This window comes from Acidithiobacillus ferrivorans (genome assembly GCF_016250455.1).
Lineage (GTDB): Bacteria > Pseudomonadota > Gammaproteobacteria > Acidithiobacillales > Acidithiobacillaceae > Acidithiobacillus > Acidithiobacillus ferrivorans.
This window is the reverse complement of record NZ_CP059488.1, coordinates 489666-516276: the sequence shown is the minus strand read 5'-3', so window position 1 is coordinate 516276 and position 26611 is coordinate 489666. Positions and strand designations below refer to the sequence as shown.

General features: G+C 56.0%; 25 protein-coding genes and 4 tRNA genes. 6 read left to right on the top strand and 23 right to left on the bottom strand.

Annotated features, from left to right (window positions below; translation table 11 throughout):
* Positions 1–3 precede the first annotated feature (3 nt).
* From rpoC to H2515_RS02490, 13 genes are all read right to left on the bottom strand, one after another.
* Positions 4–4167 (bottom strand): DNA-directed RNA polymerase subunit beta', encoded by a 4164-nt coding sequence (gene rpoC / locus H2515_RS02550; RefSeq protein WP_231551174.1) that lies wholly within the window; start codon positions 4165–4167, stop codon positions 4–6.
* 23 nt (positions 4168–4190) lie between these two features.
* A complete protein-coding gene (gene rpoB, locus H2515_RS02545; RefSeq protein ID WP_035193438.1) occupies positions 4191–8279 on the bottom strand; it encodes a DNA-directed RNA polymerase subunit beta in 4089 nt (1362 codons plus the stop codon).
* Positions 8280–8402: 123 nt separating this feature from the next.
* Positions 8403–8789 carry a 50S ribosomal protein L7/L12 gene (gene rplL / locus H2515_RS02540; RefSeq protein ID WP_014030039.1) on the bottom strand — a complete coding sequence of 129 codons (387 nt, stop codon included), beginning with the start codon at positions 8787–8789 and terminating at the stop codon, positions 8403–8405.
* A 29-nt stretch (positions 8790–8818) separates the two neighbouring features.
* Positions 8819–9340 (bottom strand): 50S ribosomal protein L10, encoded by a 522-nt coding sequence (rplJ, locus tag H2515_RS02535; protein WP_035193440.1) that lies wholly within the window; start codon positions 9338–9340, stop codon positions 8819–8821.
* 144 nt (positions 9341–9484) lie between these two features.
* A complete protein-coding gene (rplA, locus tag H2515_RS02530) occupies positions 9485–10177 on the bottom strand; it encodes a 50S ribosomal protein L1 (protein WP_035193442.1) in 693 nt (230 codons plus the stop codon).
* A gap of 3 nt (positions 10178–10180) precedes the next feature.
* Positions 10181–10609: a 50S ribosomal protein L11 gene (gene rplK / locus H2515_RS02525; RefSeq protein ID WP_035193444.1), complete on the bottom strand. Its 429-nt coding sequence runs from the start codon at positions 10607–10609 to the stop codon at positions 10181–10183.
* Positions 10610–10663: 54 nt separating this feature from the next.
* The gene (nusG, locus tag H2515_RS02520; protein WP_014030043.1) at positions 10664–11197 is read right to left on the bottom strand and encodes a transcription termination/antitermination protein NusG; all 534 of its coding nucleotides are present in this window, start codon (positions 11195–11197) and stop codon (positions 10664–10666) included.
* Complete coding sequence (secE, locus tag H2515_RS02515) at positions 11198–11548, bottom strand: preprotein translocase subunit SecE (protein WP_035193446.1); 351 nt, start codon at positions 11546–11548, stop codon at positions 11198–11200.
* Positions 11549–11570: 22 nt separating this feature from the next.
* Positions 11571–11646: transfer RNA gene (locus H2515_RS02510), tRNA-Trp, on the bottom strand.
* A 52-nt stretch (positions 11647–11698) separates the two neighbouring features.
* Positions 11699–12889, bottom strand: a complete 1191-nt coding sequence (gene tuf / locus H2515_RS02505) for an elongation factor Tu (protein WP_014030034.1) — start codon at positions 12887–12889, stop codon at positions 11699–11701.
* 47 nt (positions 12890–12936) lie between these two features.
* Positions 12937–13012 (bottom strand) — tRNA-Thr (locus tag H2515_RS02500).
* Positions 13013–13020: 8 nt separating this feature from the next.
* A tRNA-Gly gene (locus H2515_RS02495) sits at positions 13021–13094 on the bottom strand.
* A 60-nt stretch (positions 13095–13154) separates the two neighbouring features.
* A tRNA-Tyr gene (locus H2515_RS02490) sits at positions 13155–13239 on the bottom strand.
* Positions 13240–13464: 225 nt separating this feature from the next.
* On the opposite strand from H2515_RS02490, the gene H2515_RS02485 reads away from it, so the two are divergent.
* From H2515_RS02485 to H2515_RS02475, 3 genes are all read left to right on the top strand, one after another.
* Positions 13465–14106, top strand: coding sequence for an OmpA family protein (locus H2515_RS02485; protein ID WP_014030045.1), 642 nt, complete (start codon positions 13465–13467; stop codon positions 14104–14106).
* A 99-nt stretch (positions 14107–14205) separates the two neighbouring features.
* A complete protein-coding gene (gene ubiB / locus H2515_RS02480; protein ID WP_035193448.1) occupies positions 14206–15888 on the top strand; it encodes a ubiquinone biosynthesis regulatory protein kinase UbiB in 1683 nt (560 codons plus the stop codon).
* 58 nt (positions 15889–15946) lie between these two features.
* Positions 15947–16303 carry a LapA family protein gene (locus tag H2515_RS02475; protein WP_035193450.1) on the top strand — a complete coding sequence of 119 codons (357 nt, stop codon included), beginning with the start codon at positions 15947–15949 and terminating at the stop codon, positions 16301–16303.
* A gap of 11 nt (positions 16304–16314) precedes the next feature.
* Here H2515_RS02475 and H2515_RS02470 read toward each other — a convergent pair whose 3' ends face one another.
* The 10 genes from H2515_RS02470 to H2515_RS02425 form a co-directional block, all read right to left on the bottom strand.
* Positions 16315–16887, bottom strand: coding sequence for a tetratricopeptide repeat protein (locus tag H2515_RS02470; protein ID WP_035193452.1), 573 nt, complete (start codon positions 16885–16887; stop codon positions 16315–16317).
* A gap of 163 nt (positions 16888–17050) precedes the next feature.
* Positions 17051–17164, bottom strand: a complete 114-nt coding sequence (locus tag H2515_RS15965) for a DUF2934 domain-containing protein (protein ID WP_231951231.1) — start codon at positions 17162–17164, stop codon at positions 17051–17053.
* 337 nt (positions 17165–17501) lie between these two features.
* Positions 17502–17945: a transcription antitermination factor NusB gene (gene nusB, locus H2515_RS02460; RefSeq protein WP_198660863.1), complete on the bottom strand. Its 444-nt coding sequence runs from the start codon at positions 17943–17945 to the stop codon at positions 17502–17504.
* A 9-nt stretch (positions 17946–17954) separates the two neighbouring features.
* On the bottom strand, positions 17955–18419 hold the full coding sequence (gene ribH, locus H2515_RS02455; protein WP_035193458.1) for a 6,7-dimethyl-8-ribityllumazine synthase: 465 nt from the start codon (positions 18417–18419) through the stop codon (positions 17955–17957).
* A complete protein-coding gene (ribB, locus tag H2515_RS02450; protein ID WP_065413394.1) occupies positions 18416–19549 on the bottom strand; it encodes a 3,4-dihydroxy-2-butanone-4-phosphate synthase in 1134 nt (377 codons plus the stop codon). The genes ribH and ribB overlap by 4 nt, the downstream gene beginning before the upstream one ends.
* Positions 19546–20202, bottom strand: coding sequence for a riboflavin synthase (locus tag H2515_RS02445; protein WP_035193462.1), 657 nt, complete (start codon positions 20200–20202; stop codon positions 19546–19548). The genes ribB and H2515_RS02445 overlap by 4 nt, the downstream gene beginning before the upstream one ends.
* A gap of 3 nt (positions 20203–20205) precedes the next feature.
* Positions 20206–21318: a bifunctional diaminohydroxyphosphoribosylaminopyrimidine deaminase/5-amino-6-(5-phosphoribosylamino)uracil reductase RibD gene (gene ribD / locus H2515_RS02440; protein WP_232821510.1), complete on the bottom strand. Its 1113-nt coding sequence runs from the start codon at positions 21316–21318 to the stop codon at positions 20206–20208.
* A complete protein-coding gene (gene nrdR, locus H2515_RS02435) occupies positions 21296–21787 on the bottom strand; it encodes a transcriptional regulator NrdR (protein WP_035193464.1) in 492 nt (163 codons plus the stop codon). Before nrdR ends, ribD begins: the two co-directional genes overlap by 23 nt.
* 6 nt (positions 21788–21793) lie before the next feature.
* Positions 21794–23038, bottom strand: a complete 1245-nt coding sequence (gene glyA, locus H2515_RS02430; protein WP_198660862.1) for a serine hydroxymethyltransferase — start codon at positions 23036–23038, stop codon at positions 21794–21796.
* 133 nt (positions 23039–23171) lie between these two features.
* Entirely contained in the window at positions 23172–23951 is a 780-nt protein-coding gene (locus H2515_RS02425; protein ID WP_231551175.1) for a hypothetical protein, read from the bottom strand.
* 196 nt (positions 23952–24147) lie between these two features.
* On the opposite strand from H2515_RS02425, the gene metX reads away from it, so the two are divergent.
* Genes metX through H2515_RS02410 form a run of 3 tightly spaced genes read left to right on the top strand, consistent with a single transcriptional unit; the run spans position 24148 to position 26577 of the window.
* Positions 24148–25299, top strand: coding sequence for a homoserine O-succinyltransferase MetX (gene metX, locus H2515_RS02420; RefSeq protein WP_035193470.1), 1152 nt, complete (start codon positions 24148–24150; stop codon positions 25297–25299).
* Entirely contained in the window at positions 25296–25901 is a 606-nt protein-coding gene (metW, locus tag H2515_RS02415; RefSeq protein WP_035193472.1) for a methionine biosynthesis protein MetW, read from the top strand. The genes metX and metW overlap by 4 nt, the downstream gene beginning before the upstream one ends.
* 19 nt (positions 25902–25920) lie before the next feature.
* On the top strand, positions 25921–26577 hold the full coding sequence (locus H2515_RS02410; RefSeq protein WP_035193474.1) for a glutathione S-transferase family protein: 657 nt from the start codon (positions 25921–25923) through the stop codon (positions 26575–26577).
* The last annotated feature ends 34 nt before the right edge of the window (positions 26578–26611 follow it).

The window sequence follows — 26611 nt, the reverse complement described above, 5'->3', positions numbered from 1 at the left end:
CAATTACTGGGTTTCGGTTACCGCTACGGAGAGATCACTCCGCACCGCCTTCTCCACGGAATGGACAGGCTCCCCGCGATTCAGTCGCCGACGATGCTCATGATAAGCGAGCCCCGTCCCTGCGGGTATCAGACGTCCGACAATGACGTTTTCCTTCAGACCACGTAAGTCGTCCACCTTACCTGACACCGCGGCCTCGGTGAGTACGCGGGTGGTTTCCTGGAAACTCGCCGCCGAGATGAAGGATTCCGTGGATAGGCTTGCCTTGGTGATGCCCAGCAGCATCGGGGTGAAGCGCGCCAGTTCTTTGCCGGCAGCTTCCAGCTTGATATTTTCATCTTCAACCCGCGCCCGGTCTACCTGATCGCCGGGAATAAAGGTGCTATCCCCACTAAATGTCACCTCGACCCTGCGCAGCATTTGACGCAGAATTACCTCGATATGCTTATCATTGATACGCACGCCCTGCAGACGGTATACATCCTGCACTTCATCGACGATGTAATTGGCCAAAGCCTGCACACCTAATACGCGCAAAATATCATGCGGAACCGGCTGCCCCTCTACGAGCTGCTCACCGGGACTGACCCGCTCGCCTTCGTAGACCGTCACGTGGCGACCTTTAGGTATAAGATACTCGTGCTGGTCTCCATTCTCGTCGGTGATGATCAGTCGCTGCTTACCCTTGGTGTCTTTGCCGAAGCCAATGATGCCCTCGTGCTCCGCGATGACAGCGAAGTCCTTGGGACGTCGTGCCTCAAAGAGTTCAGCCACTCGGGGTAAACCACCGGTAATATCGCGCGTCTTGGTGGTACCCACTGGCAGACGTGCCAGAATGTCACCAGGATGAATTTCCATACCTTCATGCACCGCGATGATCGCCTTTGCAGGCAGGAAATAACGTGCAGGCAAATCAGTGCCTGGCAATTTCAGATCCTGGCCATGCTCATCCAGCAAACTGATCACCGGCCGCAAATCGCGGCCCTGCGGTGGGCGTTGTTTAGCATCGATGACGACAAGCGTCGACAGCCCCGTGATTTCGTCGGTTTGAATGGCCACGCTCGCGCCCTCCACCGCATCTTTCAAAGAAATTTTACCGCCGACTTCGCTGACAATAGGCCGCGTATGCGGATCCCATTCTGCCACCCGCCGGCCTGCGGTAACCGATGCATTGTCGTCCACCAGGATGGTCGCGCCGTAAGGTACTTTGTAACGCTCCTTTTCACGCCCCTGCTCATCGGTGACCGTCACCTCCCCATTCCGTCCGACGACCACATGGCGCCCACTGGAATGGGTGACCAGCCGAAGGTTGGACTGGTAACGGAACACTCCGCCCTGCTTAATATCGATGCTGCTCTGTGCCGCAGAACGACTGGCCGCACCACCAATGTGAAAGGTGCGCATCGTCAGCTGGGTGCCTGGCTCACCAATGGACTGGGCAGCAATAACGCCGACCGCTTCGCCCGCATTGACCAGATGGCCGCGTGCCAGATCACGTCCGTAACACAGCGCACAGACACCGTGCCGTGAACGACAGGTTAGCGGCGAACGCACCTTCAGGGCATCCACACCCAACTCGTCCAATTGACCCAGGTGTTGCTCCATGAGCATGGTATTGCGGGCAATAACGACCTCACCGGTGTTGGGGTGAACCACATCTTCCGCCACGACGCGACCCAGTACGCGGTCGCGCAGTGGTTCGATGACCTCACCGCCTTCCACGAGAGAAGTCATGGGCAGACCTTCCTCCGAGCCGCAATCAGTCTCAACCACGACCAGATCCTGGGTCACATCCACCAGACGCCGCGTTAAATATCCAGAGTTCGCCGTTTTTAGCGCAGTGTCGGCAAGACCCTTACGGGCACCGTGGGTGGAGATAAAGTACTGCAGAACGTTGAGACCTTCACGGAAATTCGCGGTGATGGGGGTTTCAATAATTGAGCCGTCAGGCTTTGCCATCAGGCCGCGCATACCGGCGAGCTGACGGATCTGGGCCGCAGAACCACGCGCCCCGGAATCGGCCATCATAAATATAGAGTTGAACGAATCCTGCTGGACCGAGCTGCCATCGGGCAAGTACACCGTATCTTTGCTGACCCGATCCATCATGGCCTTGGCTACTTCATCAGTAGCGCGCGACCAGATATCGACGACCTTGTTATAGCGTTCGCCCTCGGTCACCAGACCCGAGGTATATTGGTCCTGAATGGCTTTAACCTCATCCTCGGAGCGCGCCAGAATACCCTCCTTTTCCGGGGGGGTCACCATGTCTCCCGCGCCAAAGGAAATGCCCGCACGGGTGGCCATGCGAAAGCCTGTATACATCAACTGGTCGGCAAAAATGACGGTATCTTTAACACCCAAGCGGCGGTAACAGATATTGATTAGCTCACCGATCACTTTTTTCTTCAGCACCCGGTTGATCACACTAAAGGGGAGGCCTTCGGGAAGAATATCCCCAAGCAAGGCGCGTCCTGCCGTGGTATCCATACGTTCCCCGCGAAAGCGGACGATGATTCGAGCGTGCAACCCCAGATTACCAGTCTCGTAAGCACGCCGTACTTCCGCCGTATCCGCGAAAATACCACCAGTGCCCTTTGCGTCCGCACGCTCCTGACTGACGTAGTAAAGTCCGAGTACAATGTCCTGAGACGGCACAATCACCGGTTCCCCGTTGGCCGGGCTCAAAATATTGTTGGTGGACATCATCAATGTCCGCGCTTCCAGCTGTGCTTCCAGCGAAAGCGGGACATGCACTGCCATCTGATCGCCATCGAAATCGGCGTTATACGCAGCACATACCAGCGGATGCAATTGAATAGCCTTACCTTCGATCAGTATCGGCTCAAAAGCCTGTATACCAAGACGGTGCAAGGTAGGTGCACGGTTGAGCATCACCGGATGTTCGCGGATCACCTCTTCAAGGATATCCCAGACCTCCGGCTTTTCCTGCTCAACCAAGCGTTTGGCGGCCTTGATGGTGGTCGCCAGACCACGTTCCTCCAACTTGTTAAAGATGAAGGGCTTGAACAGTTCCAGGGCCATTTTCTTCGGCAACCCGCACTGATGCAAACGCAGCTCAGGTCCGACGACGATAACGGAGCGGCCGGAATAATCCACCCGCTTGCCGAGCAGATTCTGGCGGAAACGACCCTGCTTACCTTTGATCATGTCCGCCAGTGATTTGAGCGGACGCTTGTTGGGACCAGAAATGGCGCGCCCACGACGGCCGTTATCCAGAAGCGCATCCACCGCTTCCTGCAACATACGCTTTTCGTTACGGACAATGATGTCCGGTGCCTTCAGTTCCAGCAAACGCTTCAATCGATTGTTGCGGTTAATAACGCGCCGATAGAGATCGTTGAGATCGGAGGTCGCGAAGCGCCCGCCATCCAGAGGTACCAGCGGGCGCAGATCCGGTGGCAACACGGGGAGCACTTCCAGGATCATCCACTCAGGACGATTGCCGGACTGCTCAAAGCCTTCCAGAATCTTGAGGCGCTTGCTGAGCTTTTTCGTCTTTGTATCGGAGTTGCTCTCCCGCAGCTCATTGCGGATCCGTTCAATTTCTTGCGTCAGGGGAATACCGCGCAACAAGTCGCGGATACCTTCGGCACCCATTTTGGCCGTAAATTCGTCACCGTGCTCTTCTAAAGCGTCCAAGTACTGGTCTTCGGTGAGGATGTTCCCGCGCTCAAGGGCGGTTACACCCGGATCAACCACCACATACGCCTCAAAATAAAGGACCCGTTCGATATCGCGCAGGGGCATATCGAGAATCATGCCCATGCGGCTCGGCAGAGATTTGAGAAACCAGATATGCGCGACGGGGCTGGCAAGTTCAATGTGTCCCATCCGCTCACGCCGGACTCGCGCCTGAGTCACCTCAACGCCACACTTTTCACAGACTACGCCGCGGTGCTTAAGACGCTTGTACTTACCACAGAGGCACTCGTAGTCTTTGATCGGCCCAAAAATTTTGGCACAGAACAGCCCCTCGCGCTCCGGCTTGAAGGTCCGGTAATTGATCGTTTCCGGCTTTTTTACTTCGCCAAAGGACCATGACCGTACCTTATCAGGAGACGCGATACCGATCCGAATCGCATCGAATTCTTCTTGCTGATCGTTTTGTTTGAAGAGCTTTAACAAGTCTTTCAAGGCATTCATCCTTGCCCGCCGCGGGCGGAAATTTATTTGGATTGTTCCAATTCAATATCGATACCCAAAGAGCGCAGTTCTTTCAACAGCACATTGAAAGACTCCGGCATTCCGGCATCCATGCGGAAATCACCCTTGACGATGGACTCATACATTTTGCTGCGCCCGCTTACGTCGTCCGACTTCACGGTGAGCATTTCCTGCAGGGTGTAAGCCGCACCATAGGCCTCCAACGCCCACACCTCCATTTCACCAAAGCGCTGGCCACCAAACTGGGCCTTGCCACCTAAGGGTTGCTGGGTGACCAGACTGTAAGGTCCGGTGGAACGGGCATGCATCTTGTCATCCACCAGGTGATGGAGCTTGAGCATGTAGAGATAGCCCACCGTTACCGGGCGGTCAAAGGCATCACCGGTTCGCCCATCATACAGTGTGACCTGACCGCTGCGCGGCAAATCGGCCAACTCCAGCATATCGCGGATCTCTTCTTCGGAGGCGCCGTCAAAGACAGGAGTCGCCATGGGCACACCACCGCGAAGGTTCGTGGCGAGCTCGCGTATTTCCTGATCAGTCAGACTGTCGAGATCCTCTTTTTTGCCAGAACGATTATAAATCTCCGCGAGAAAGGCGCGCATTTCTGCCATAGCAACCTCGCTATCCAGCATCCCGCCGATTTTTTTACCCAGACCCTTAGCCGCCCACCCCAGATGGGTTTCGAGAATCTGTCCCACGTTCATTCGTGACGGCACGCCCAGCGGATTGAGCACAATATCTACCGGCGTACCGTCGGCAAGATAAGGCATATCTTCTACGGGAACGATCTTCGAGACCACACCTTTGTTACCATGGCGTCCGGCCATCTTATCGCCGGGCTGCAGGTGTCTTTTGATGGCCACATGCACTTTAACCATCTTCAGGACACCTGGACTCAGATCATCCCCTTGCGTCAGTTTGCGCCGCTTTTCTTCGAGTACGGCGTCGAGACGTTGGCGCTGATCCTCGAGCTGGGCACGGATTTGCTCCAGAGACTCGTTGCTCTCTTCCGTACGCAAACGGATCTCAAACCATTTACTGCGCGGCAAATCCTTCAGATAAGCCTTTGTCACCTTGTTTCCGGCCGCAAGACCGTTGGGTCCACCCTCGGCAACCTTACCAGTAAGCTGCCGCTCAATACGCTGATAACTGTCTTCCTCAACGATACGATACTGATCGTTCAGATCCTTACGAATCCGGGCGAGTTCGTGCTCCTCAATGGACTTGGCGCGGGTATCCTTTTCAATACCGTCGCGGGTAAAGACCTGCACGTCGATCACCGTGCCATACATACCGGCAGGCATTCGCATGGAGTTATCTTTCACGTCGGAGGCCTTTTCACCGAAGATCGCCCGCAGGAGTTTCTCTTCCGGCGTCAACTGGGTCTCACCCTTGGGCGTGACCTTGCCGACGAGAATGTCACCAGGCGCCAATTCCGCACCGATAACCACGATGCCGGACTCATCGAGGTGGCGCAAGGCGCCCTCCGCGACGTTGGGAATATCCCTGGTAATATCCTCTGGTCCCAGTTTGGTGTCACGCGCAAAGACCGAGAACTCCTCAATATGAATGGTGGTGTAGCGGTCTTCAGCCACCACCCGTTCCGAGATCAAAATGGAGTCCTCAAAGTTGTAGCCGTTCCAGGGCATAAAGGCCACTAGAATATTTTGGCCAAGAGCCAGTTCACCCATCTCCGTACTCGGCCCATCGGCTAGCACATCACCGCAACTGACCATATCACCCACCTTGACCACGGGGCGCTGATTCAGTGTCGTGTTTTGGTTCGAACGTGCGTACTTCACGAGGTTGTAGATATCCACACCGGGCTCTTCCGGCAGGGTTTCTTCATCACTGACGCGAATGACGATACGGGCGCCATCGACGATATCCACCACACCACCACGCCGCGCGACAACCGCCGCACCAGAATCAATGGCGACTACCCGCTCCATGCCCGTGCCCACCATCGGCGCGTCAGAGCGCACCGTCGGCACCGCCTGGCGTTGCATATTAGAACCCATCAAGGCGCGGTTAGCGTCATCATGCTCCAGGAAGGGAATCATACTGGCCGCTACCGAGACAATTTGCCTCGGCGAAACATCCATGAACTGAACTTGATCGGGGTTCGCCAGGGTGAATTCATTCTTGTGTCGGCAAGAGACGAGCTCGTCGGTCAGCACACCATTTTCGTCCACCGCGGAGTTCGCTTGGGCAATCGTATAATTACCCTCTTCAATAGCCGACAGATATTCGATCTCATCGGTCGCACGGCAATCGACAACGCGCCGATAAGGCGTTTCGAGAAAACCATAGGAGTTAGTGCGTGCATAGCAGGATAAACTATTGATCAAACCAATATTCGGGCCTTCTGGCGTTTCAATCGGGCAGATACGGCCATAATGTGTCGGATGTACGTCACGCACCTCGAAACCCGCCCGCTCACGGGTCAAGCCGCCCGGCCCCAGTGCGGAAACCCGGCGTTTATGGGTGACCTCCGAAAGCGGATTAGTCTGATCCATAAACTGGGAGAGCTGGCTGGAGCCGAAGAACTCATTGACCACTGCCGCAATGGGCTTGGCGTTGATGAGATCCTGAGGGGTGAGGCCCTCGCTCTCGGCGAGCGCGAGACGATCCTTCACGGCTCTCTCGACACGAACCAGACCGAGGCGGAACTGGTTCTCCATCAACTCACCGACTGAGCGCACTCGCCGGTTACCAAGATGGTCGATATCATCAATCTCGCCGACGCCATTACGCAGGGCAAGCAGCACTTTGAGCACCGCGACAATATCCTCATTATTGAGTACGCCAGGACCGGTAATCTCGTCGCGACTCACCCTGCGATTGAATTTCATGCGGCCTACAGCAGACAGATCATAGCGATCCGGGCTGAAGAAGAGCCCCTGAAAGAGGTTCTGGGCCGCGTCCTTCGTCGGTGGTTCACCCGGACGCATCAGACGATAGATTTCCATCTGCGCCTCGTGGGCGTCACGCGACGTATCGACGCGCAACGTTTCAGAAATGTAAGGCCCGCGATCCAACTCATTGATATATAGGATGTGTAGCGTGAGCGATGGCGCCTGACGCAGAACATCCAAGAGCTCACCACTTATTGGCTCATTAGCCTGCACGAGCACTTCGCCGGTTTCTGGGTGCACGACATCCTTGGCGACAACTTTACCCAGAAGGAAGGTATCAGGCACGGGGATCTCGTGCAGGCCTGGAACCTCGGCGAGCGCCTTTGTTTGACGTGCAGTAATCCGTTTGCCCGTCTGCACCAATACTTCACCGGTGTGTGGATTGGCGATATCAAAGGTCGCCATTTCACCCTGCAAACGCTGGGGGATTAAGACATATCGCAGATCACCGTCTATGATGCGGAAAGTCTCTGTATCAAAAAACATCTCAAGAATGTCTTGCGTGCTGTAGCTTAGCGCGCGCAGCAAGGTTGTTGCCGGCAATTTACGACGGCGATCAATACGCGCATAGACGTGATCCTTGGGATCAAACTCGAAGTCTAACCACGAGCCCCGGTAAGGGATGATGCGCGCGTTAAAAAGAAGCTTTCCCGAAGAATGAGTCTTACCACGATCATGATCGAAGAAAACGCCAGGCGAACGATGCAACTGCGAAACGATAATACGCTCGGTACCGTTGATCACGAAAGAACCGTGCTCAGTCATCAACGGCAGTTCTCCCATGTAGACATCCTGCTCCTTCACGTCCTTAACGCGCTTGGCTCCCGTGACGTCATCTTTTTCCATCACGGCCAGGCGCAGGCGCACACGCAGCCCGGCACAGTACGTCAGTCCACGCTGACGGCACTCAACCACATCAAACACCGGTTTTTCGAGACGGTAGGAAACATAATCCAGCGTGGCGTTGCCAGAATAGCTCTCCATCGGAAAAATCGAGCGGAAAACAGCTTCTAAACCCGTTGCTTTTCGCGCTGCCGGGGGCACAGACTCCTGGAGAAACTCCCGGTAGGAATCCATCTGCGTAGCCAGCAGATATGGCACAGCAAGAATGCTCTGGCTTTTGCCAAAGTCTTTACGAATCCGTTTCTTTTCAGTAAAAGAGTAGGCCATGGATGCTCCGCGCGACGACTGCATGGTTCAGGGGCAAGCGGTTAAAGCTGCTTTCCGCAAACAATGGGGGGCTGGCAGCGCTTTACGCCGCCAGCCGATAAGTTTACCCTAATTTACTACAGGTTATTTGATCTCCGCCTCGGCACCAGCCTCGACGAGTTGCGCTTTGACGCTTTCGGCTTCAGCCTTGGATACGGCTTCCTTCACCGGCTTCGGCGCACCGTCGACCAGGTCTTTTGCTTCCTTCAGACCAAGACCAGTAATGGCCCGCACCACCTTAATGGTGTTGACCTTGTTGGCACCAGCAGCGGTAAGGATAACATCAAATTCGGTCTGCTCTTCTACAGCCGCCGCACCCTCGCCGCCCGCTGCGCCACCGGCAGGGGCCGCAACAGCGACAGCCGCCGCCGATACGCCAAACTTTTCTTCCATTTCTTTGATGAGTTCAGACAACTCCAGTACGGTCATACCAGCAATAGCGTCTAAAATTTCTACTTTGGACAATGCCATTTTACCAACTCCTTCAGTTCAATAGTGAATTAGGCAGCGCGTTGATCGCGGACTGCCGCCAAGGTCCGAACAAAACGGCTCGGGACCTCGTTAAGGGTGCGAACAAAGCTGGAAACCGGTGCCAGCATGGTGCCGAGCAACCTGGCCAGCAACTCTTCGCGCGAGGGCATTTTGCTCAACTGCGCTATTGCCGCCGCATCGATTTGCTTACCACTAAGCACGCCACCGGTAATAACCAGTTTGTCGAAACGCTTTGCGTGGTCGGTGAAGAGCTTGGCGAGGGCAACGGGGTCTTCCGCCGCCGCAAACACCAAAGGACCCTTTAATAAGTGGTCCATCACCGCGAAGGATGTTCCCGCGAGGGCACGCTTCAACAGCGTGTTTTTCACAACCTGCACGTGCACCGACTGCTTTTGTGCTTCTGCCCGGAAAACCGTCATTTGTGCCACCGTCAAACCGCGATACTCTGCCACCACTGCGGCTTGCGCCCCAATGAGTTTGGCTTGCAAAGCGGTGACGACTTGTTCCTTTTCTGCGAGTTTAAGACTCACGTGAATGTCACCTCCTATCTAACCGAGGCGGCCAAAAGGTTTGGCTCGCCGTCGCCTACGCAGGGAAAATCATTAAGGCTTGCGCCCCCTGCGGTCTTCGTACGCCGGCTTACGCCGACCTTCCCGCCCCAGAGACGGAAATCTTTAACCGAGGCCGCCGAGATCCACGACAACACCAGGACCCATGGTCGGGGAGATACTCACTTTACGGATATATATACCTTTACTGGTGGCCGGCTTGGCTTTACGCAGACTGTCGATCAGCACCAACAGATTTTCATGCAACGCCTTCACCTCGAAGGAAGACTTGCCGATAGTGCTATGCACGATACCACCCTTGTCGGCCCGATAACGCACCTGCCCACCCTTGGCATTGATGACGGCCGTACGTATATCCGCAGTCACCGTCCCCACTTTAGGGTTCGGCATCAAACCACGGGGGCCCAGTACTGGGCCCAGTGTGCCCACCACACGCATAGCATCCGGTGTAGCAATCACCACATCAAAGTCCATATGACCGGCCTTCACCTGCTCCGCAAGATCTTCCATGCCGACGATGTCGGCACCGGCTTCGCGCGCTTCGGTCGCTTTATCGGCTGTCGCGAAGACTGCCACCCGCATGTGCTTCCCGGTACCATTGGGAAGCACTACCGCGCCACGTACCACCTGATCCGATTTACGCGGATCAATACCCAAGCCCACCGCCACATCTACCGACTCATCGAATTTTGTCGTGGCCATTTTCTTAACGAGTTCGAGGGCTTCCTCAATCGCGTAACGGTTGTTCCGATCCACCATTGCCTTGATAGCAAGTATACGCTTAGATTTCGTCGCCATGTTTCAGCCCTCCACCGTCAGGCCCATACTACGGGCGGTACCACGCACGCTACGCTTTGCTGATTCAATATCCTGCGTGTTGAGATCAGGCATTTTTGTTTTAGCGATTTCTTCGACCTGAGCTTCGGTCACATGACCTACTTTTACCGTATTGGGGCGACCACTGCCCTTCTTCAGCCCGGCCGCCTTCATCAGCAATACGGCTGCCGGTGGCGTCTTCACTTCAAAAGTGAAACTTTTATCCGCGAAAACGGTGATAACCACCGGCAATGGCAAACCCGGTTCAACACCCTGTGTCTGGGCATTAAACGCCTTACAGAACTCCATGATGTTTAATCCGCGCTGCCCCAAGGCCGGGCCAATAGGCGGGCTTGGATTAGCTTGCGTGGCCTTCACCTGCAGCTTAATATATCCGGTTATTTTCTTTGCCATTTACTTAACTCCTGCGAGGTGCAAACGCCGTCAGGCTCCCTCTGTTGAAAACAATCAGGCCTTTTCGACCTGACCAAAATCCAATTCCACCGGTGTAGAGCGACCAAAGATAGTCACCGAAACCCGCAGCTTGCTTTTTTCGAAATTCACTTCTTCGACGACGCCATTGAAATCCTTGAACGGGCCATCGACAACGCGCACCTGCTCACCGGCATCAAAGCTGAATTTCGGACGCGGTTTCTCAACGCCTTCCTTGATGCGGTCCATGATGGCGTCGGTCTCCGCATCGCTCAGCGGATGTGGGCGCCCCACAGAGCCACCAACAAACCCGGTGACCCGCGGCGTACTTTTGACAAGGTGCCAGCTGACATCGTCCATTTCCATCTGTACCAGGACATAGCCAGGGTAGAACATTCGCTGCGAGTTGGTTTTTTGGCCATTTCGCATTTCTACCACTTCCTCAATAGGAACGAGGATCTCGCCAAATTTATCGGCAAGCCCTTCCCGATTGGCGCGCTCGCGGATCTCTGCCTGCACCTTTCTCTCGAAGCCCGAGAACGCATGAACCACATACCAACGCATAGACATTTACGCGACTCCTCCGAGTAGCAGCCGCACCACCCCAAGGAGTGCCAAATCCACCAGCCACAGGAAGATCGCGATAATAGCAATCAAACCAATAATGATGGCTGTACTACGTAAGACCTCGGGACGCGTCGGCCAGACCACCTTCAGCAACTCGACGTAAGCCTCCCGAAAAAAGATCAGAAGCGCTTTGCCATGGCTACTGGAAACGAAAAGACCTGCGGCAATCAACAAAGCCAGAATGAGCGCAGTACCAGGGTAGTACGTACCGAGGTGGATGGGAATGAGGAAATAGGCGAACACCCCGAGGGCAGCCAATCCTGCCGCAAAATAGAGCTTCACTTTTTCCGACATGAACACCACACCTTTTTAATAATGGCAGGGCAGGAGGGGCTCGAACCCCCAACCTGCGGTTTTGGAGACCGCTGCTCTACCAATTGAGCTACTGCCCTGCAGACGGCAAACGGCGGACAATGCCGCCGTTCAACACTGACAACATGAAACTTACTCGACCACCTTTGAGACCACGCCAGCGCCAACGGTACGTCCACCTTCGCGGACCGCGAAACGCAAACCTTCTTCCATCGCAATCGGTGCAATCAGTGCTACCTTGAACAAAATGTTGTCTCCCGGCATCACCATCTCCACACCTTCCGGTAATTCCACCGCACCCGTTACGTCGGTGGTACGGAAGTAAAACTGCGGACGATAACCATTGAAAAATGGCGTGTGACGACCACCTTCTTCCTTGGACAATACATATACTTCTGCTTCAAAACGCGTGTGCGGCTTGATGCTGCCGGGCTTGGCCAACACCTGACCACGCTCTACGTCATCTTTCTTCGTGCCGCGCAGCAGAACGCCAACGTTGTCTCCAGCCTGACCCTGATCCAGAATCTTGCGGAACATCTCAACGCCAGTGACAATGCTCTTGACCGTGTCACGGATACCAATAATCTCAATTTCATCACCAATCTTGACTATCCCACGCTCAATACGTCCGGTCACCACCGTGCCCCGGCCAGAGATGGAAAACACGTCTTCAATCGGCATCAGGAAGGGCTTGTCAATGGGACGCTCGGGCATCGGAATGTAACTGTCCATAGCCTCGGCCAGCCTGAAAATAGCCGGCTCACCAATGTCACTCTGGTCCCCTTCCAGGGCCTTGAGTGCAGAGCCAATAATCACCGGAATGTCATCACCAGGAAACTCATACTTGACGAGCAGTTCGCGCACTTCCATTTCGACCAGTTCCAGCAACTCGGCGTCGTCCACCATGTCAGCCTTGTTCAGAAACACCACAATAAAGGGGACGCCAACCTGCCGGGCGAGCAGAATGTGTTCGCGGGTCTGGGGCATCGGGCCGTCGGCTGCCGAACACACCAAAATGGCACCATCCATCTGCGCAGCGCCAGTGATCATGTTCTTCACATAGTCGGCGTGACCTGGGCAGTCCACGTGGGCGTAGTGACGATTTGCCGTTTCGTATTCCACGTGCGAGGTCGCAATCGTGATCCCGCGTGCCCGCTCTTCCGGCGCATTGTCAATCTGATCATAAGCGCGAACCTCACCACCAAACTTCGCCGACAACACCTTCGTCAGCGCCGCCGTCAATGTGGTCTTACCATGGTCCACGTGACCAATCGTTCCCACGTTCACATGCGGCTTCGTCCGCTCAAATTTCCCTTTGGACATCAGACACTCCCCCAAGAATACCAGACCCAAGCAAAGACCAAAAAATATGGAGCCCACAACCGGATTCGAACCGGTGACCTCTTCCTTACCAAGGAAGTGCTCTACCGACTGAGCTATGTGGGCCTGAACACTGGAGCGGGTGATGGGAATCGAACCCACACCATCAGCTTGGAAGGCTGAGGTTCTACCGTTGAACTACACCCGCACAAATTAAAACTTAAACCATCTAGCCCTGCGCTCAGCGCGCGACACCACAAAATTCAAATGGTGGAGGGGGGAGGATTCGAACCTCCGAAGGCAGAGCCGTCAGATTTACAGTCTGATCCCTTTAACCGCTCGGGAACCCCTCCCACGATTAGCGGCGCATTGTGCAGCTCAGGCTTTTCTTTGTCAAGTGACTTCGCACCTGTGGGTGTCCGCCATCGCTGACACAGTAGCCAGCATTTTAATGACTTATGCGACGCAGCGCCTTCGACACCTTGACAAAGTTGTCCATTTACAACATCCTTCATAAGAGTGGTCAAGATTTATTGCCGGGCAGCTTCGCCTAGGCTTGAGAGAGGAGGGTTTTAATAATGCTACATATTAAACGTATCACACTGCTGGTTGCCATCAGCGGAGGCCTTTTCGCCAGCGCCGCTTATGCGGATGATGGCTACGTGGGTTATGCCATAGATCACGGCGCCAAGCCCCTTGTCACCAGCACGGGTGTCTGCGTGCGTGGCGGGCGCCCAGTCACTGATGGTCCGGTGCCTGCCCATTGCGCCCCCGCGCCAGTCCCCGTGGCGGTCGCGCCGACGCCTCCCGCACCAATGCCTGCCCCCATCGCACCGGTGGAGCAGACAATTCTGGTGAGCAAACCGATCACCATTACCGGCATCAACTTTAAATTTGATTCATACAAGCTTCTAAATCATGACATCAAGGTACTGGACCAAGTGGCCGATTTTGCAAAAAACCACCCAGATGCCGTACTCGACGTCAATGGCTATTGCAGCAAGGTGGGCAGTTACGCATACAACCTTAAATTGTCTAAGCTGCGCGCCCACAGTGTAGCGCAGTACCTGACGCAACATGGGGTGACGAGCGATCGTATGGTATTGAAAGGCCACTCCTATGATAATCCGGTTGCCACCAACGCTACGCAGCAGGGTCGCTTTCTGAATCAGCGTGTGGAAATCAATTCCAGCATCAAGGTTCAGAAGACCGTTCAGTAATTTCTTCTCCGTGCTACCAGGGCGAGCCCACTAAGGCTCGCTTTTTTTTGCCCCAACCATGGCAGTGCGCGGCGTCCTTTCCATGATAGACTAGGCACCATGCGACAGTTCTTCCTCCGTTTTGTGCGTACGCTACACATCACCCGCGTTCTAGTGCGTTACCGCCTGGACGATGTGCTTTATTTCCTCCCTTTGTTAAAACCCTATCAGGCCATTCTCCGCCTGAGCCCCATGGCCTGGTTGGGGCCGCGTCCACAGGGCACCTTCGCTGAACGCTTGCGTGAAGCACTCGAAACACTGGGACCCACCTTTATCAAACTCGGGCAAATGCTTTCAACCCGCCGAGATTTGCTTCCCGACCATATTACTCAGGAACTTGCGAAACTTCAGGATGCAGTACCCCCTTTCCCGTCAAATGTCGCCCGGCAGATTATCGAGGCGGCGCTGGGCAAACCGATTGAAATGGTCTTCTCTCAATTTGAAGATCAGCCTGCGGCGGCGGCATCTATTGCCCAAGTACACTTTGGACAATTACTGGACGGACGTGAGGTGGCGATCAAAGTCCGACGCCCCGGTCTGCAACGGATTATTGATCAGGACTTAGCCATACTCGCCCTGCTCGCCGATCTCGCGGAGCGCTATTCTCAGGAGGGTCGTCGACTGAGGATACGTGCGGTTGTTGCGGAATATGCCAAAACCATTCGCGGTGAACTGGATCTGCTACGTGAGGCGGCCAATGCCAGCCAGTTGCGGCGTAATTTTTCTGCAGAACCTGATCTTCTCTATGTACCAGAAATATATTGGGATTACTGCGCATCTCCAGTATTGGTGATGGAGCGCATTTATGGCATCCCCATCGGTCAACGCGACGCGCTGCATGACGCTGGCATTGATTTTGATCAGCTCTCGCGACGCGCCGCAGAAATCTTTTTTCGCCAAGTCTTTCGCGATGCATATTTTCATGCGGACATGCATCCCGGCAACCTCTTTATTGATCCGAAAAATGGGCGCTTTATCGCCGTTGATTTCGGCATCATGGGAAGCCTGGATGATGCAAGCCAGCATTACCTCGCCGAAAATATGATTGCATTTTTTCGGCGCGACTACCGGCGCGTAGCAGAAGCGCATGTGGAAGCCGGATGGGTACCACCAGACACCAACGTACAAGATTTCGAAACGGCCATTCGTGCTATTGCGGAGCCGGTGTTTGAAAAGCCCTTGAATGAAATATCCGTCGCCAGTCTCTTGCTTCGTCTCTTTCAGACGACGCGCGCTTTTCAAATGCAAACGCAGCCACAACTCCTGCTGCTCCAAAAAACGCTGGTCAATGTCGAGGGCATTGCCCGCGATTTCAACCCGGCACTCAACATATGGGAAGTCGCCACACCGCTGCTGACGGAATGGCTTAGTCGCCAGCGCGGTCCGCAGGGCTGGTGGTCCGAGATTAAACAATACTTCCCACAGTGGGGATTAGTGCTGCCCGAAATGCCGGTACTCCTGCATAATATCCTGCGCCAGGCCCAACAGGGAGAACTGCCTCTGGTGATTCGTAATAACGACATCGAAGGCATTCGGCAGGAACTGCACCATGGTTTGCAAAAGCTTACCTATGGCGTAGGCGGCACGTTTATTGTGGTAGGCTTAGGCATTATCGCGGCGCTGGAACATCGGCTGGATAGCCCGATACTCAATTTACCGGTATGGGCTTGGCTGATCATCCTGCCCACGGCACTCTGGGCCGGGGCCAGTTGGGTGCGCAGCGTATTTTTCAGGCGTGGTTAAAGTATGTAAGTGACCGTTTACAACAAATACGCAACCAAGCAAGAGAAAGGAGGATATCATGTGGATGGTGGTTTCTTTTTTGATAGCGGCACTGGCTGTCATCTTTGCAGTTCAGAACGGGGCACCCGCCACTATTCATTTCTTCTCGTGGACGTTTGCACAATCCCAGGGGGTAGTCCTGCTCAGTGGTTTCGTCGCCGGTTTTATTGCGAGCATGCTGATTTATCTACCCACACATATCCGTAATAAGCTGAAAATTCGTCGCCATGAACGACATGTCGCCGACCTTGAAGGGCGACTCAATGCCGAACGCGGTAAGCGGGAGTACATTGAAAAAGAACATGCCGCCGCTATGCGTGTCCAGAAAAGCAACGGCATAGCGGCCGACGACACAGAAAAAACGCTGACTAAATGATTAGCTGCACGTCAAGGCGCGCCTACGGTCTTTTTCTCGACAACAGCCACCGTTTGGTACTCCGGATGCAGGCGCGCCAAAGTGGCCAGGTTACTGGTCGCCTGGATATTTCCGAGTGCTGCTGCCTTGCGCCACCAGAGGTTTGCCTTACCATAGTCCTGCGGTACCCCTTGCCCTAAGAAATAGAGATTACCCAAATTATACTGAGCGGCGGCAATACCCTGCGCTGCCGCCTTCGCCCACCAGTAAGCTGCTTTGGTCTCATCCTTACTGACGCCCTGCCCGAAATAATACTGCATGCCGAGATTGTATTCTGCCTTGGCATAGCCATGGAGGGCAGCCTTATCAAACCACTGTGCCGCCAAAACATAATTCTGTGGGACTCCATCGCCCAGGGCACAACGAGTACCAATCGTATTTTCAAGCTTGGCGGTGGTGAGATCAGCGGGCTGAGTGGTAGCTACATCTTCCAAGTCTGCCTTGGGTGCAGACTGCGCTTCGGCCAAGGAAGTGGAAAGTACCCAAAGTGCTGCACCACACGCAGCAAGGAGGAACTGTTTAGTGAAATCATGATGAGCGCGCATAGAAACTCCAGGCTGTTTGACAACATCTTCCAGCTGGCGAGGCTACACCAAAAACCCCGCGTATCGCCAGCAATTTTTTAGCCCTCCCTTGAACCAAAACCTAAGCCACAACGGGGTCAGACAGCGCTCAGACATCTCCCTACCGCATCCCATACCGGGCGTTTTAAGCGGATAGCTGGGTATCGATCCAAGTCTCCGCTGCGTACCAGTCTGCCGCGCAATCACCCCCAGCAAAACTGCGGCTCTCGGCAAGGTAGTAAGCACATTCTGCAATCATGCGCTGACGATCCGCTGCAGACACTGCGGAAGACGTTGTACGTGTACCACTAGATGGCATTTTGACCGGCTTACGGACGCGGGCAGCGTGCGTCTTAGACGCAGAAGTTACCTCTGGTGCCGTCGTCGCGCGGCGGGCCGGCGCTGTCTTGGGTCCTGCTGAGACTTCCTTCGGCTTTCTGACTCGTTTTTTAGGTTGTTCTTCCGCCATGACGGTACTCCTGGACAACGCGCAAAAGATCATTGTGTATGTGATAACACAAGATAGCGGAGTTTTCAAAGCACAGGATCAGCCCTTACCCACATCAGACAAAGCGAAAGCAAACATGTTTGATCTGTTAGCGAGCGGCCTGCAATATCTCTGTAGCCCGCCACTTCTGCGCCAGCTTATCCAGGACAGCGTTCACAAAGCGATGGCCCTGTTCGGCGCCAAAGTCCTTACCTAGTTCTATCGCCTCGTTAATGATCACCCGATAGGGGGTTTGCGGATGATCCCGCAACTCGTAGGCGGCCAGACGCAGAATCGCCCGTTCGACTTCGCTGACCTCGTCGGCCCAGCGGCGATCCTGAATTTCCTGAGCAATAACAGGGTCCAGCCCGGGGATTGCGGCACAAACCCCTTGCCAGAGACTTTTGAAGAAAGCGACATCAGCGCCCTGCAAGCGCTCAGGGTCAGAGGTAAATTGCAACTCAATCTCTGTGCAGTGGCCAGGATTCATTTGCCACTGATAGAGGGCCTGAACGGCGGCTTGACGCGCCAGACGACGGCGACTGATTTTCATGGGTGCTGTTCAGATCTGACGCAACAACTGCACCATTTCCAGCGCAGTCATCGCCGCATCAAAGCCCTTATTACCTGCTTTGGTACCAGCGCGCTCAATGGCCTGCTCAATGCTATCCGTGGTCAGCACCCCAAAAATTACCGGAACCCCCGTATCCATGGACACCTGGGCCACCCCCTTGGACACTTCGGCCGCGACATAATCAAAATGCGGAGTACTGCCACGAATCACCGCACCCAAACAAATCACTGCATCATAATTACCACTGCGCGCCAGTTTCTGCGCAACCAGCGGCATTTCATAAGCACCCGGAGCATAGACGACGTGAATCTGTTCTTCTTCGGCACCGTGACGGCGCAACGCGTCGACGGCACCCTGCTCTAACTGCTGGGTGATGAAGTTGTTGAAGCGGCTGACCAACAGGGCAAAACGATGTTCACCAGCTTGCAAACTGCCGTCGATATGACGAATCATGACTCATCCTCGGAAACTTCTTGAAAGGGACGCTGGCCGACGATCTCCAGACCGAAACCGCCGATACCACGGTACTGAAACTGGCTGTCGCTCAGGATCACCGCCTGATGTACCCCCAGATCGGAGAGAATCTGGGCGCCGATACCAAAAGTGCGCAGAACCCGCCCAGCATCTCCAGCCTGACCGGGCCCCTTGGGCTTTTCAGGCAGCGCGGCAACCTCCCGCAGGAGTTCGTCGACACTCTCCTGGTGGTGGAGGTAGACCAGCACACCGCGACCTTCCTCGGCGATGCGCCGCAAAGCCACGGTGTTTGGACTGGCTTCACCAGCGAACAGATCATTCAGTATTTTGCCAACCTGTACCCGCACCAGTACGGGTTCATCACGCGCTTCCAGGTCGCCAAGGACCAAGGCAAAATGCGTTTCGCGGGCGACCCAGTCACGATAGATATGGAGCTGGAAGGCGCCGTATGGCGTGTGCCACGGGCCGCTCGCTTCGCGCTGTACGATGCGCTCCCGCTCCAGGCGATAACGGATGAGGTCGGCAATAGTACCAATTTTGAGGCCGTGCTCCGCTGCGTAGGGAAGCAGGTCGGGCAAACGCGCCATTTCGCCATCGGCGTTGAGAATTTCGCAGATGACGCCAGCGGGTTTGCAGCCTGCCAGTCGGGCAAGGTCAACGGCCGCTTCCGTATGACCAGCACGGACCAGGACGCCCCCAGCTTCCGCCGTTAACGGAAAGATGTGTCCGGGCATCACAATATCCTCAGGACCCGCATCACCAGCGATGGCCGCCTGAATCGTCGCGGCGCGGTCAGCAGCGGAAATACCCGTAGTGACGCCTCGGGCGGCCTCAATCGAGACCGTGAACGCGGTGCCTAAGCTGGCCGTGTTATGGCCTACCATCTGCGGGAGGCGCAATTGCTCACAACGCTCGCGGGTAAGGGGCAAGCACACCAGACCACGCGCCTGCGAGACCATGAAATTGATAGCAGCGGGCGTCACAAACTCTGCCGCCATAATAAGATCGCCTTCGTTTTCACGCCCCTCATCATCCATCAGGATCACCATGCGTCCGGCGGCAATGTCGGCAATGATGTCCTCGGCAGGACTGATTTTGGCACTGCTCATACGAGGAACCCTTTTGCGGCCAGCGAATCACCTGTAATTTCCGATTTTAACCCGGACCCGGGGTCTGTGGCCACCCAACGCTCCACATAACGGGCGACAAGATCCACCTCCAGATTGACCGCCTGTCCGGAGCGCCATTGCGCGGCCGTCGTCTGCGCTAGCGTATGGGGAATGATATTGAGCATAAACAGGTCACCATGGAGCGCATTAATGGTCAGGCTGATACCGTCCACGCAGATGCTACCCTTGGCGGCCATATAACGCAGCAGATCCGGCGGCGCGGCAATGGCAAACACCTGCGAACGTCCCGATGCGCTCACGTCGCGAATATGTCCGACACCATCTACATGACCCGCGACCAGATGGCCCCCCAGACGATCAGCCAGACGCAAGGCCTTTTCCAGATTGACCGGACTGCCCGGCCGCAGCTGACCAAGAAGGGTTTTGTCGAGGGTTTCGCGGGAGACATCGACGGCAAAAGCATCGCGCTGGAGTTTCACCACCGTCAGGCAAGCGCCGGAAACCGCAATACTGTCGCCCAATTGGACATCACCGAGGTCAAGTTTCCCGGCCGCGACAATCATCCGCAAGTCACCGCCCTGCGGCAGCATCCCGCGAATCTGGCCCAATGCCTGAATAATACCGGTAAACATCGCTTATCGCTCCTGCGGACGCAACGTCCACTTGATATCGTCGCCCAGTTGCATGGTATTGATCACCGACCAGCGCGGCACCTCCGCGAGATTCACATAGGGGCCGGTCACGAGCACCGGGCGCGCATCCTGCCCGAGCAGCAGCGGCGCCACATAGAGCAGCCATTCGTCGACCAAACCGGCGGTGAATAAGGAGGCAGCGATGCCTGGCCCGGCTTCCACCAAAATATCATTCATTTCCCGCTGGGCGAGCATCGTCATTACTTCCTGCCAATCCAGCCCCTCTCTCGTTCCACGACAAGACAGCAACTCCGCACCGGCGGCGCGCAACGCCCCCTGAGCGGCGCTTGGGGCATCCTCGCAGTGACAAATCCATACCGCGCCCAGGGTACTAAAAAGTGCCGCACCGGGGGGAGTACGCAAATGGGTGTCCAAAACGATTTTCACCGGATAGCGCTGTGGGGCTACCGCCAAACGTGGCGCCAAGCGGGGATTATCGGCCAGCACCGTGCCGACACCAACAAGGATAGCACTGGCACGCGCCCGCTCCTGCTGGACATCCGCGCGCGCCGCCGCCCCCGTCAGCCATTGGCTTTGCCCGTTGGCGAGCGCCACCCGGCCATCCAGACTCATGGCCTGCTTGAGCCGCATCCAGGGGCGGCCATGACGCATCCGCTGCAAAAATCCGGGGTTCAGGGCTTCCGCAGCCGCCGCCAGACAGCCCTCTTCAACCACAACCCCGGCAGCGCGCAAACGCTCCACACCGCGCCCCGCCACCAAAGGATTGGGGTCGCGCAGGGCGATCACAACCCGCGCCACCCCCGCTGCAATGAGCGCATCCGCACAGGGCGGGGTGCGACCCTGATGACTACAGGGTTCCAGGGTAATATAAGCGGTGGCACCACGCGCCGCATGACCGGCTTCCGCGAGTGCGAACATTTCGGCATGCGGTTTGCCGGCCTGTAAGTGGGCACCCCGTCCGACGACGGATCCGTCTTTGACCAGCACGGCACCCACGCACGGATTAGGATGTGTGCTGTACAGCCCTGACTCAGCAAGCGCCAGGGCCTCCGCCATAAAGGCGGCGTCCTGCTCAGCCACCACGAGCCGAGTCATCTCCCTCGCTGGGGATCTCTCCTTCTTTCATCCGCGCGATTTCGGCGCTGAAGGCATCGACATCTTCAAAGCGCCGATAGACCGAGGCAAAACGCACGTAGGCAACAGGGTCCATATCCCGCAAAGCCTCCATCACCAGCTCGCCGATGAGACGCGCCGGAATCTCCCGCTCACCGCGTTCGCGGATACGCCGCTGGATCATCCGCACGGCGGCATCCACCCGCGCCGTCGCTACCGGACGTTTGCTCAACGCTCGGGTCAGCCCGCGCAGGAGTTTGTCTTCATTGAAAGACTCGCGCCGCCCATCGGTCTTGACGACCATGGGCAGGGCTAGCTCAGCACGCTCAAAGGTGGTGAAGCGCTGCCCACATGCCGGACACTCGCGCCGCCGCCGGACACTCCCACCGTCATCCGCGAGACGGGAATCCACCACGCGAGTGTCGGCATAGGCGCAAAACGGGCAGTGCACGGCTGCCTAGCCGTATACCGGGAACTGCTGACAAAGGGCTTTCATGCTCGCCCGGACACGTTCAATAACCGCTGTATCACTGGTTGCATCCAGAACATCGGCAATGCCATTGCCTAAGAGATGCATTTCGCTTTCGCCAAAGCCACGCGTGGTGGCTGCGGGCGTACCGATACGGATGCCACTGGTGACTGCAGGTGGCCGCGTGTCAAAGGGCACGGCATTCTTGTTGACGGTGATGTTGGCCTGCCCGAGCGCTTCTTCCGCCTCTTTACCCGTGACCTTCTCGCCCAGATTCAGCAGGAAGAGATGGTTGTCTGTGCCGCCCGAAACGGCACCATAACCCCGCCCGGTCAGCACGTTACTCAGGGTTTGCGCATTGTGGATAACCTGCTGTTGATACAGTTTGAACTCCGGCTGCAATGCTTCGCGGAAGGCAACGGCCTTGGCGGCGATGACGTGCATCAGCGGCCCCCCCTGCAAACCGGGGAAAATCAGGGAGTTCACTTTCTTGGCATACTGTTCCCGACAGAGGATCAAACCGCCGCGGGGTCCACGCAAGGTTTTGTGCGTGGTGGTGGTGACAAAATCCGCATGGGGCACCGGACTGGGATGCAGGCCCGTAGCAACGAGGCCGGCGATGTGCGCCATGTCCACCAGCAGATAGGCGTCGATGCTGCGGGCAATCTCACCGATGCGGGCGAAGTCGATAACACGTGAGTAAGCACTGGCACCCGCAACAATCATCTTCGGACGTTCCCGCTCCGCCTGCTCCGCCATGGCGTCATAATCGATACGGCCATCTTCTGCGCGCACCCCATAAGCCGCAACCTGAAAGAGTTTACCGGACACATTCACCTTGGCGCCATGGGTCAGATGGCCACCATGAGCCAAGCTCATACCCATGATCTTGTCGCCAGGCTGGAGCACGGAAAGATAGACTGCCTGATTGGCCTGCGAACCGGAGTGGGCCTGGACGTTGGCATGTTCGGCGCCAAAAAGCTCCAAGGCACGGTCGATGGCCAACTGCTCGGCAATGTCCACATATTCGCAACCGCCGTAGTAGCGCTTACCCGGATAGCCTTCCGCATATTTATTGGTCAGCACCGAACCCTGCGCGACCATGACCATGGGGCTGGCATAGTTTTCCGAAGCGATAAGTTCGACATGATCTTCCTGGCGCTGGGTTTCTTTGCGTATAGCATTCCATAGCGACGGATCGAAATCAGCAATGGTCAGGGTTTTAGAAAACATGGCCGAACTCCTTAGAACTTGAGAAAAATAGGGGTAAACACTAATGGATGCGCGCGATCACAGCAAGGGTGAAAAATTGGTGTGCACCATGAATCTCTTTCATCCGACGTCGGTGATCCGGATATTCGTTGGATCAGATCTTGATGCGTACTGGCTGTGGATGGCCCTGTAAAACGAACTTCGGTGCCGCCTTTTCTTTCTTGTCACGACGTGGCCGCTGTTTGTCCGCAAAAATATCCTGATAAGCCACATAAATGACCGGCGGACCCAGCACCCAGACCACCAAACCCAGCCATACCTGCGAGAAAGACGGTATCAATACATTACTGATCAAAATAATCGCCCAGAGGGCAATGAGAGGATCGCGCAGTTCCGGTCGGAAAATCAGGGTTAGGGTAGTTTCTACCTCAGACTCCAGCCAGCCGTGTCCTTTGTGCAGGGCTAGGGCTATTCCGAAAAAGGCGGGCGAAAACCAGAAGTAGGGCATGAGCGCGAGGTCAGAAAAACGCTCGCCGAAAGCAAACCACCAACCCCAAAATCCATGCCCCAATCCTGATCCATTATTCCAGGGCATCTGAATCCCTGCGAGGATCCCTCCCATGACCACCACATCCCGGCCAAATTCGAAAATCATGCCAAACACCGCGAACACCATGCCCCATAACACGGCCACATGCAGTGCGTGCCGGGTTTGCTGCGCGGTGTATTCTTCCCCTTCACTGCGTCCGACGATGCGCAAACCGACCAATAGTCCAAGTGGTGCCAGCGCATCCATAAGCCAGCCCGGGAAAGGGATGGCAGTGAAGAGCATGGCTCCTGCGGCGAAAGCGAGCCACGGCTTGGGGCGCGCCGCCACCAACCCGGCACCACCTTCCACCCAACTCACCATTCGATCCAACCATTTCCAAGCCAAGGCACTGCTCCCGGACTGAGGGCAAACGAACTGCGCACTGCTTCGTGTCAGTTCGGGACAATCCTTCGCCATTTTAGCCAAGAACATGCGCCATTACAAAAACCACGGTTAGCCCGGCACTCGTGCCGCTATCTTGTAGCCAGCGGCTAGCGCGATTAGACTCTTTACGGCTTTCCCGACAAAATTAAAGTGCGCAATGCCCGCAGAAATACCCGTTGATTCCGTTGGATTGGTAATCCCGCAGACCGTGACCTTTTCGGCACCTCTGGAGTTGGAGTGTGGCCGCGAACTGCCCGGCTACTCCCTCACCTATGAGACCTACGGCACTCTCAATGCACAGCGGAGCAACGCCATCCTGCTCTGCCACGCCCTTTCCGGTGACCACCATGCGGCCGGTTACCACGGTATGGACGATCGCAAGCCGGGCTGGTGGGAGCACCTGCTGGGCCCTGGTAAGGCAATGAATACAGATAAATTTTTCTTCGCCTGCGCCAACTTCATCGGCTCCTGCAAAGGCTCGACGGGTCCGGCCAGCATCAATCCGGAGACCGGCACACCCTGGGGACTGGATTTCCCGATGGTCACGGTGCGCGACTGGGTGAAGACGCAGACAGATCTTGCCGACCATCTGGGTATTGCACAGTGGGCGGCTGTCGTCGGCGGCAGCCTAGGAGGCATGCAGGTCATGCAGTGGACGATGGATTACCCGGAACGCTTGCGTCATGCAGTCGTTATCGCCGCGGCATCCAAGCTCACAGCGCAGAACATTGCCTTCAATGAAGTCTGCCGACAGGCCATCATGACCGACCCGGATTTTCATGGCGGACGCTACTATGCCCACGACACCAAACCCCGGCGCGGATTGTCACTGGCGCGTATGATCGGACATATCACCTACCTTTCTGACAACGCCATGCGCACCAAGTTCGGCCGCGACACCCGCGGCGGCAAGGCTTTTTCCTTCGGTTTCGACGTGGATTTCGAGGTAGAGAGTTATCTTCGCTATCAAGGTTCCAGCTTTGTTGAGCGCTTCGATGCCAACAGTTATCTCTACATCACCAAAGCCTTGGACTATTTTGATCCGGCCAACGCTTTTGGCGGAAATCTAGCCGAAGCTTTTGCCTCCACACAGGCAGCATTTCTGGTGATTTCCTTCAGTTCAGATTGGCGTTTTTCCCCGGAACGCTCGCGTGAAATCGTGCAGGCCCTATACACCTGCAATCGGGACGTCAGTTACGCTGAGATCGAGGCGGAACACGGCCACGATTCTTTCCTGATGCCCATCCCCCAGTATGTGGCCGTGCTGAGCGCCTATCTCGGGCGAGTCGCTGAAGAGGTGGGCGTATGACCCTGCGTAAGGATCTGGCGATTATCGCCGACTGGATTACGCCACAAAGCCGCATCCTTGATCTGGGTTGTGGCGAGGGCGAGCTGCTGGCTTACCTGCGCACCGAAAAAGGCGTACAGGGCTATGGGGTAGAAATTGAGGAAGCGCGGGTCGTGGCCGCCATACGCCGGGGCATACCGGTGATCCAGCAGGATCTCGATCGGGGCTTACGTAATTTTGCCGATCACAGCGTCGATACGGTAGTCCTTTCCCTGACCCTGCAGGCCTCCACCTATCCGCGCGAACTCCTGTTGGAGATGCTGCGGGTCGGACGCGAGGTTATCGTCACCTTCCCCAACATGGGGCATTGGCATGCGCGTTGGCAGCTGGGAGTGCTCGGCCGCATGCCCATGACAGACGTGTTGCCGCACACATGGTACGATACGCCCAATATTCATCTGTGTACCATTCGTGATTTTGAGTCCCTGTGCCAGGACAGCGGCATCGTGATTCATCAGCGCGTCGTACTGAATGACCGTCGTCGTGAAACTTGGCGTAATCGCCTATTGCCCAATCTCTTCGGCGAGGTGGCTCTTTATCGTTGCGCCCTAAGGGCGCGCTAACCAGCAGCAGGAAAATGCCATGGCCCTAGAACTCATCAGCTTTCCCCTCTGCCCTTACGTGCAACGCTCCATCATCACCCTGCTCCACAAGCAGGTGGGTTTCACCCTTACCCATATTGATCTGGCGCACAAACCGGAGTGGTTTCTGGCGCTGTCGCCCATGGGCAAGGTGCCCTGTCTGAAAATTGATGAACACACGGTGCTCTTTGAATCGCAGGTCATCAATGAATACCTGGACGAAACCATCGCCCCCGCGCTGCATCCCGCCGACCCCCTGGAACGGGCACAACACCGCGCCTGGATAGCCTTCGGCAGCGAAATACTGAACGACCAGCTCCAGATGATGATCGCCCAGGGGGAAGAACGTTTCGCCGCCTCCAGTCGCCAGCTTTTTGACAAGCTGGAGCGGCTGGACAAAATCATGGGGGACGGCCCCTTCTTTGCCAATGATCATTTCAGTCTGGTAGACGCTGCCTTGGCGCCTCTGTTCATGCGCATGGAAATCCTTCATGCCCTGCGCCCATTGCCGCGCTGGGAATCCTTGGGCAAACTGCGACGCTTGACGGCATCACTCATGGAATTGCCAGAAGTCGCCGGATCGGTGACTGCCGATTTTCCAGATTGTTTACGCAACTATATCAGTGAGAAGGGCAGCCTGTTTTTGCGTTCTGCCTAAAGTATTGCAGCACCATGGATTCGCCCAAAGTGAA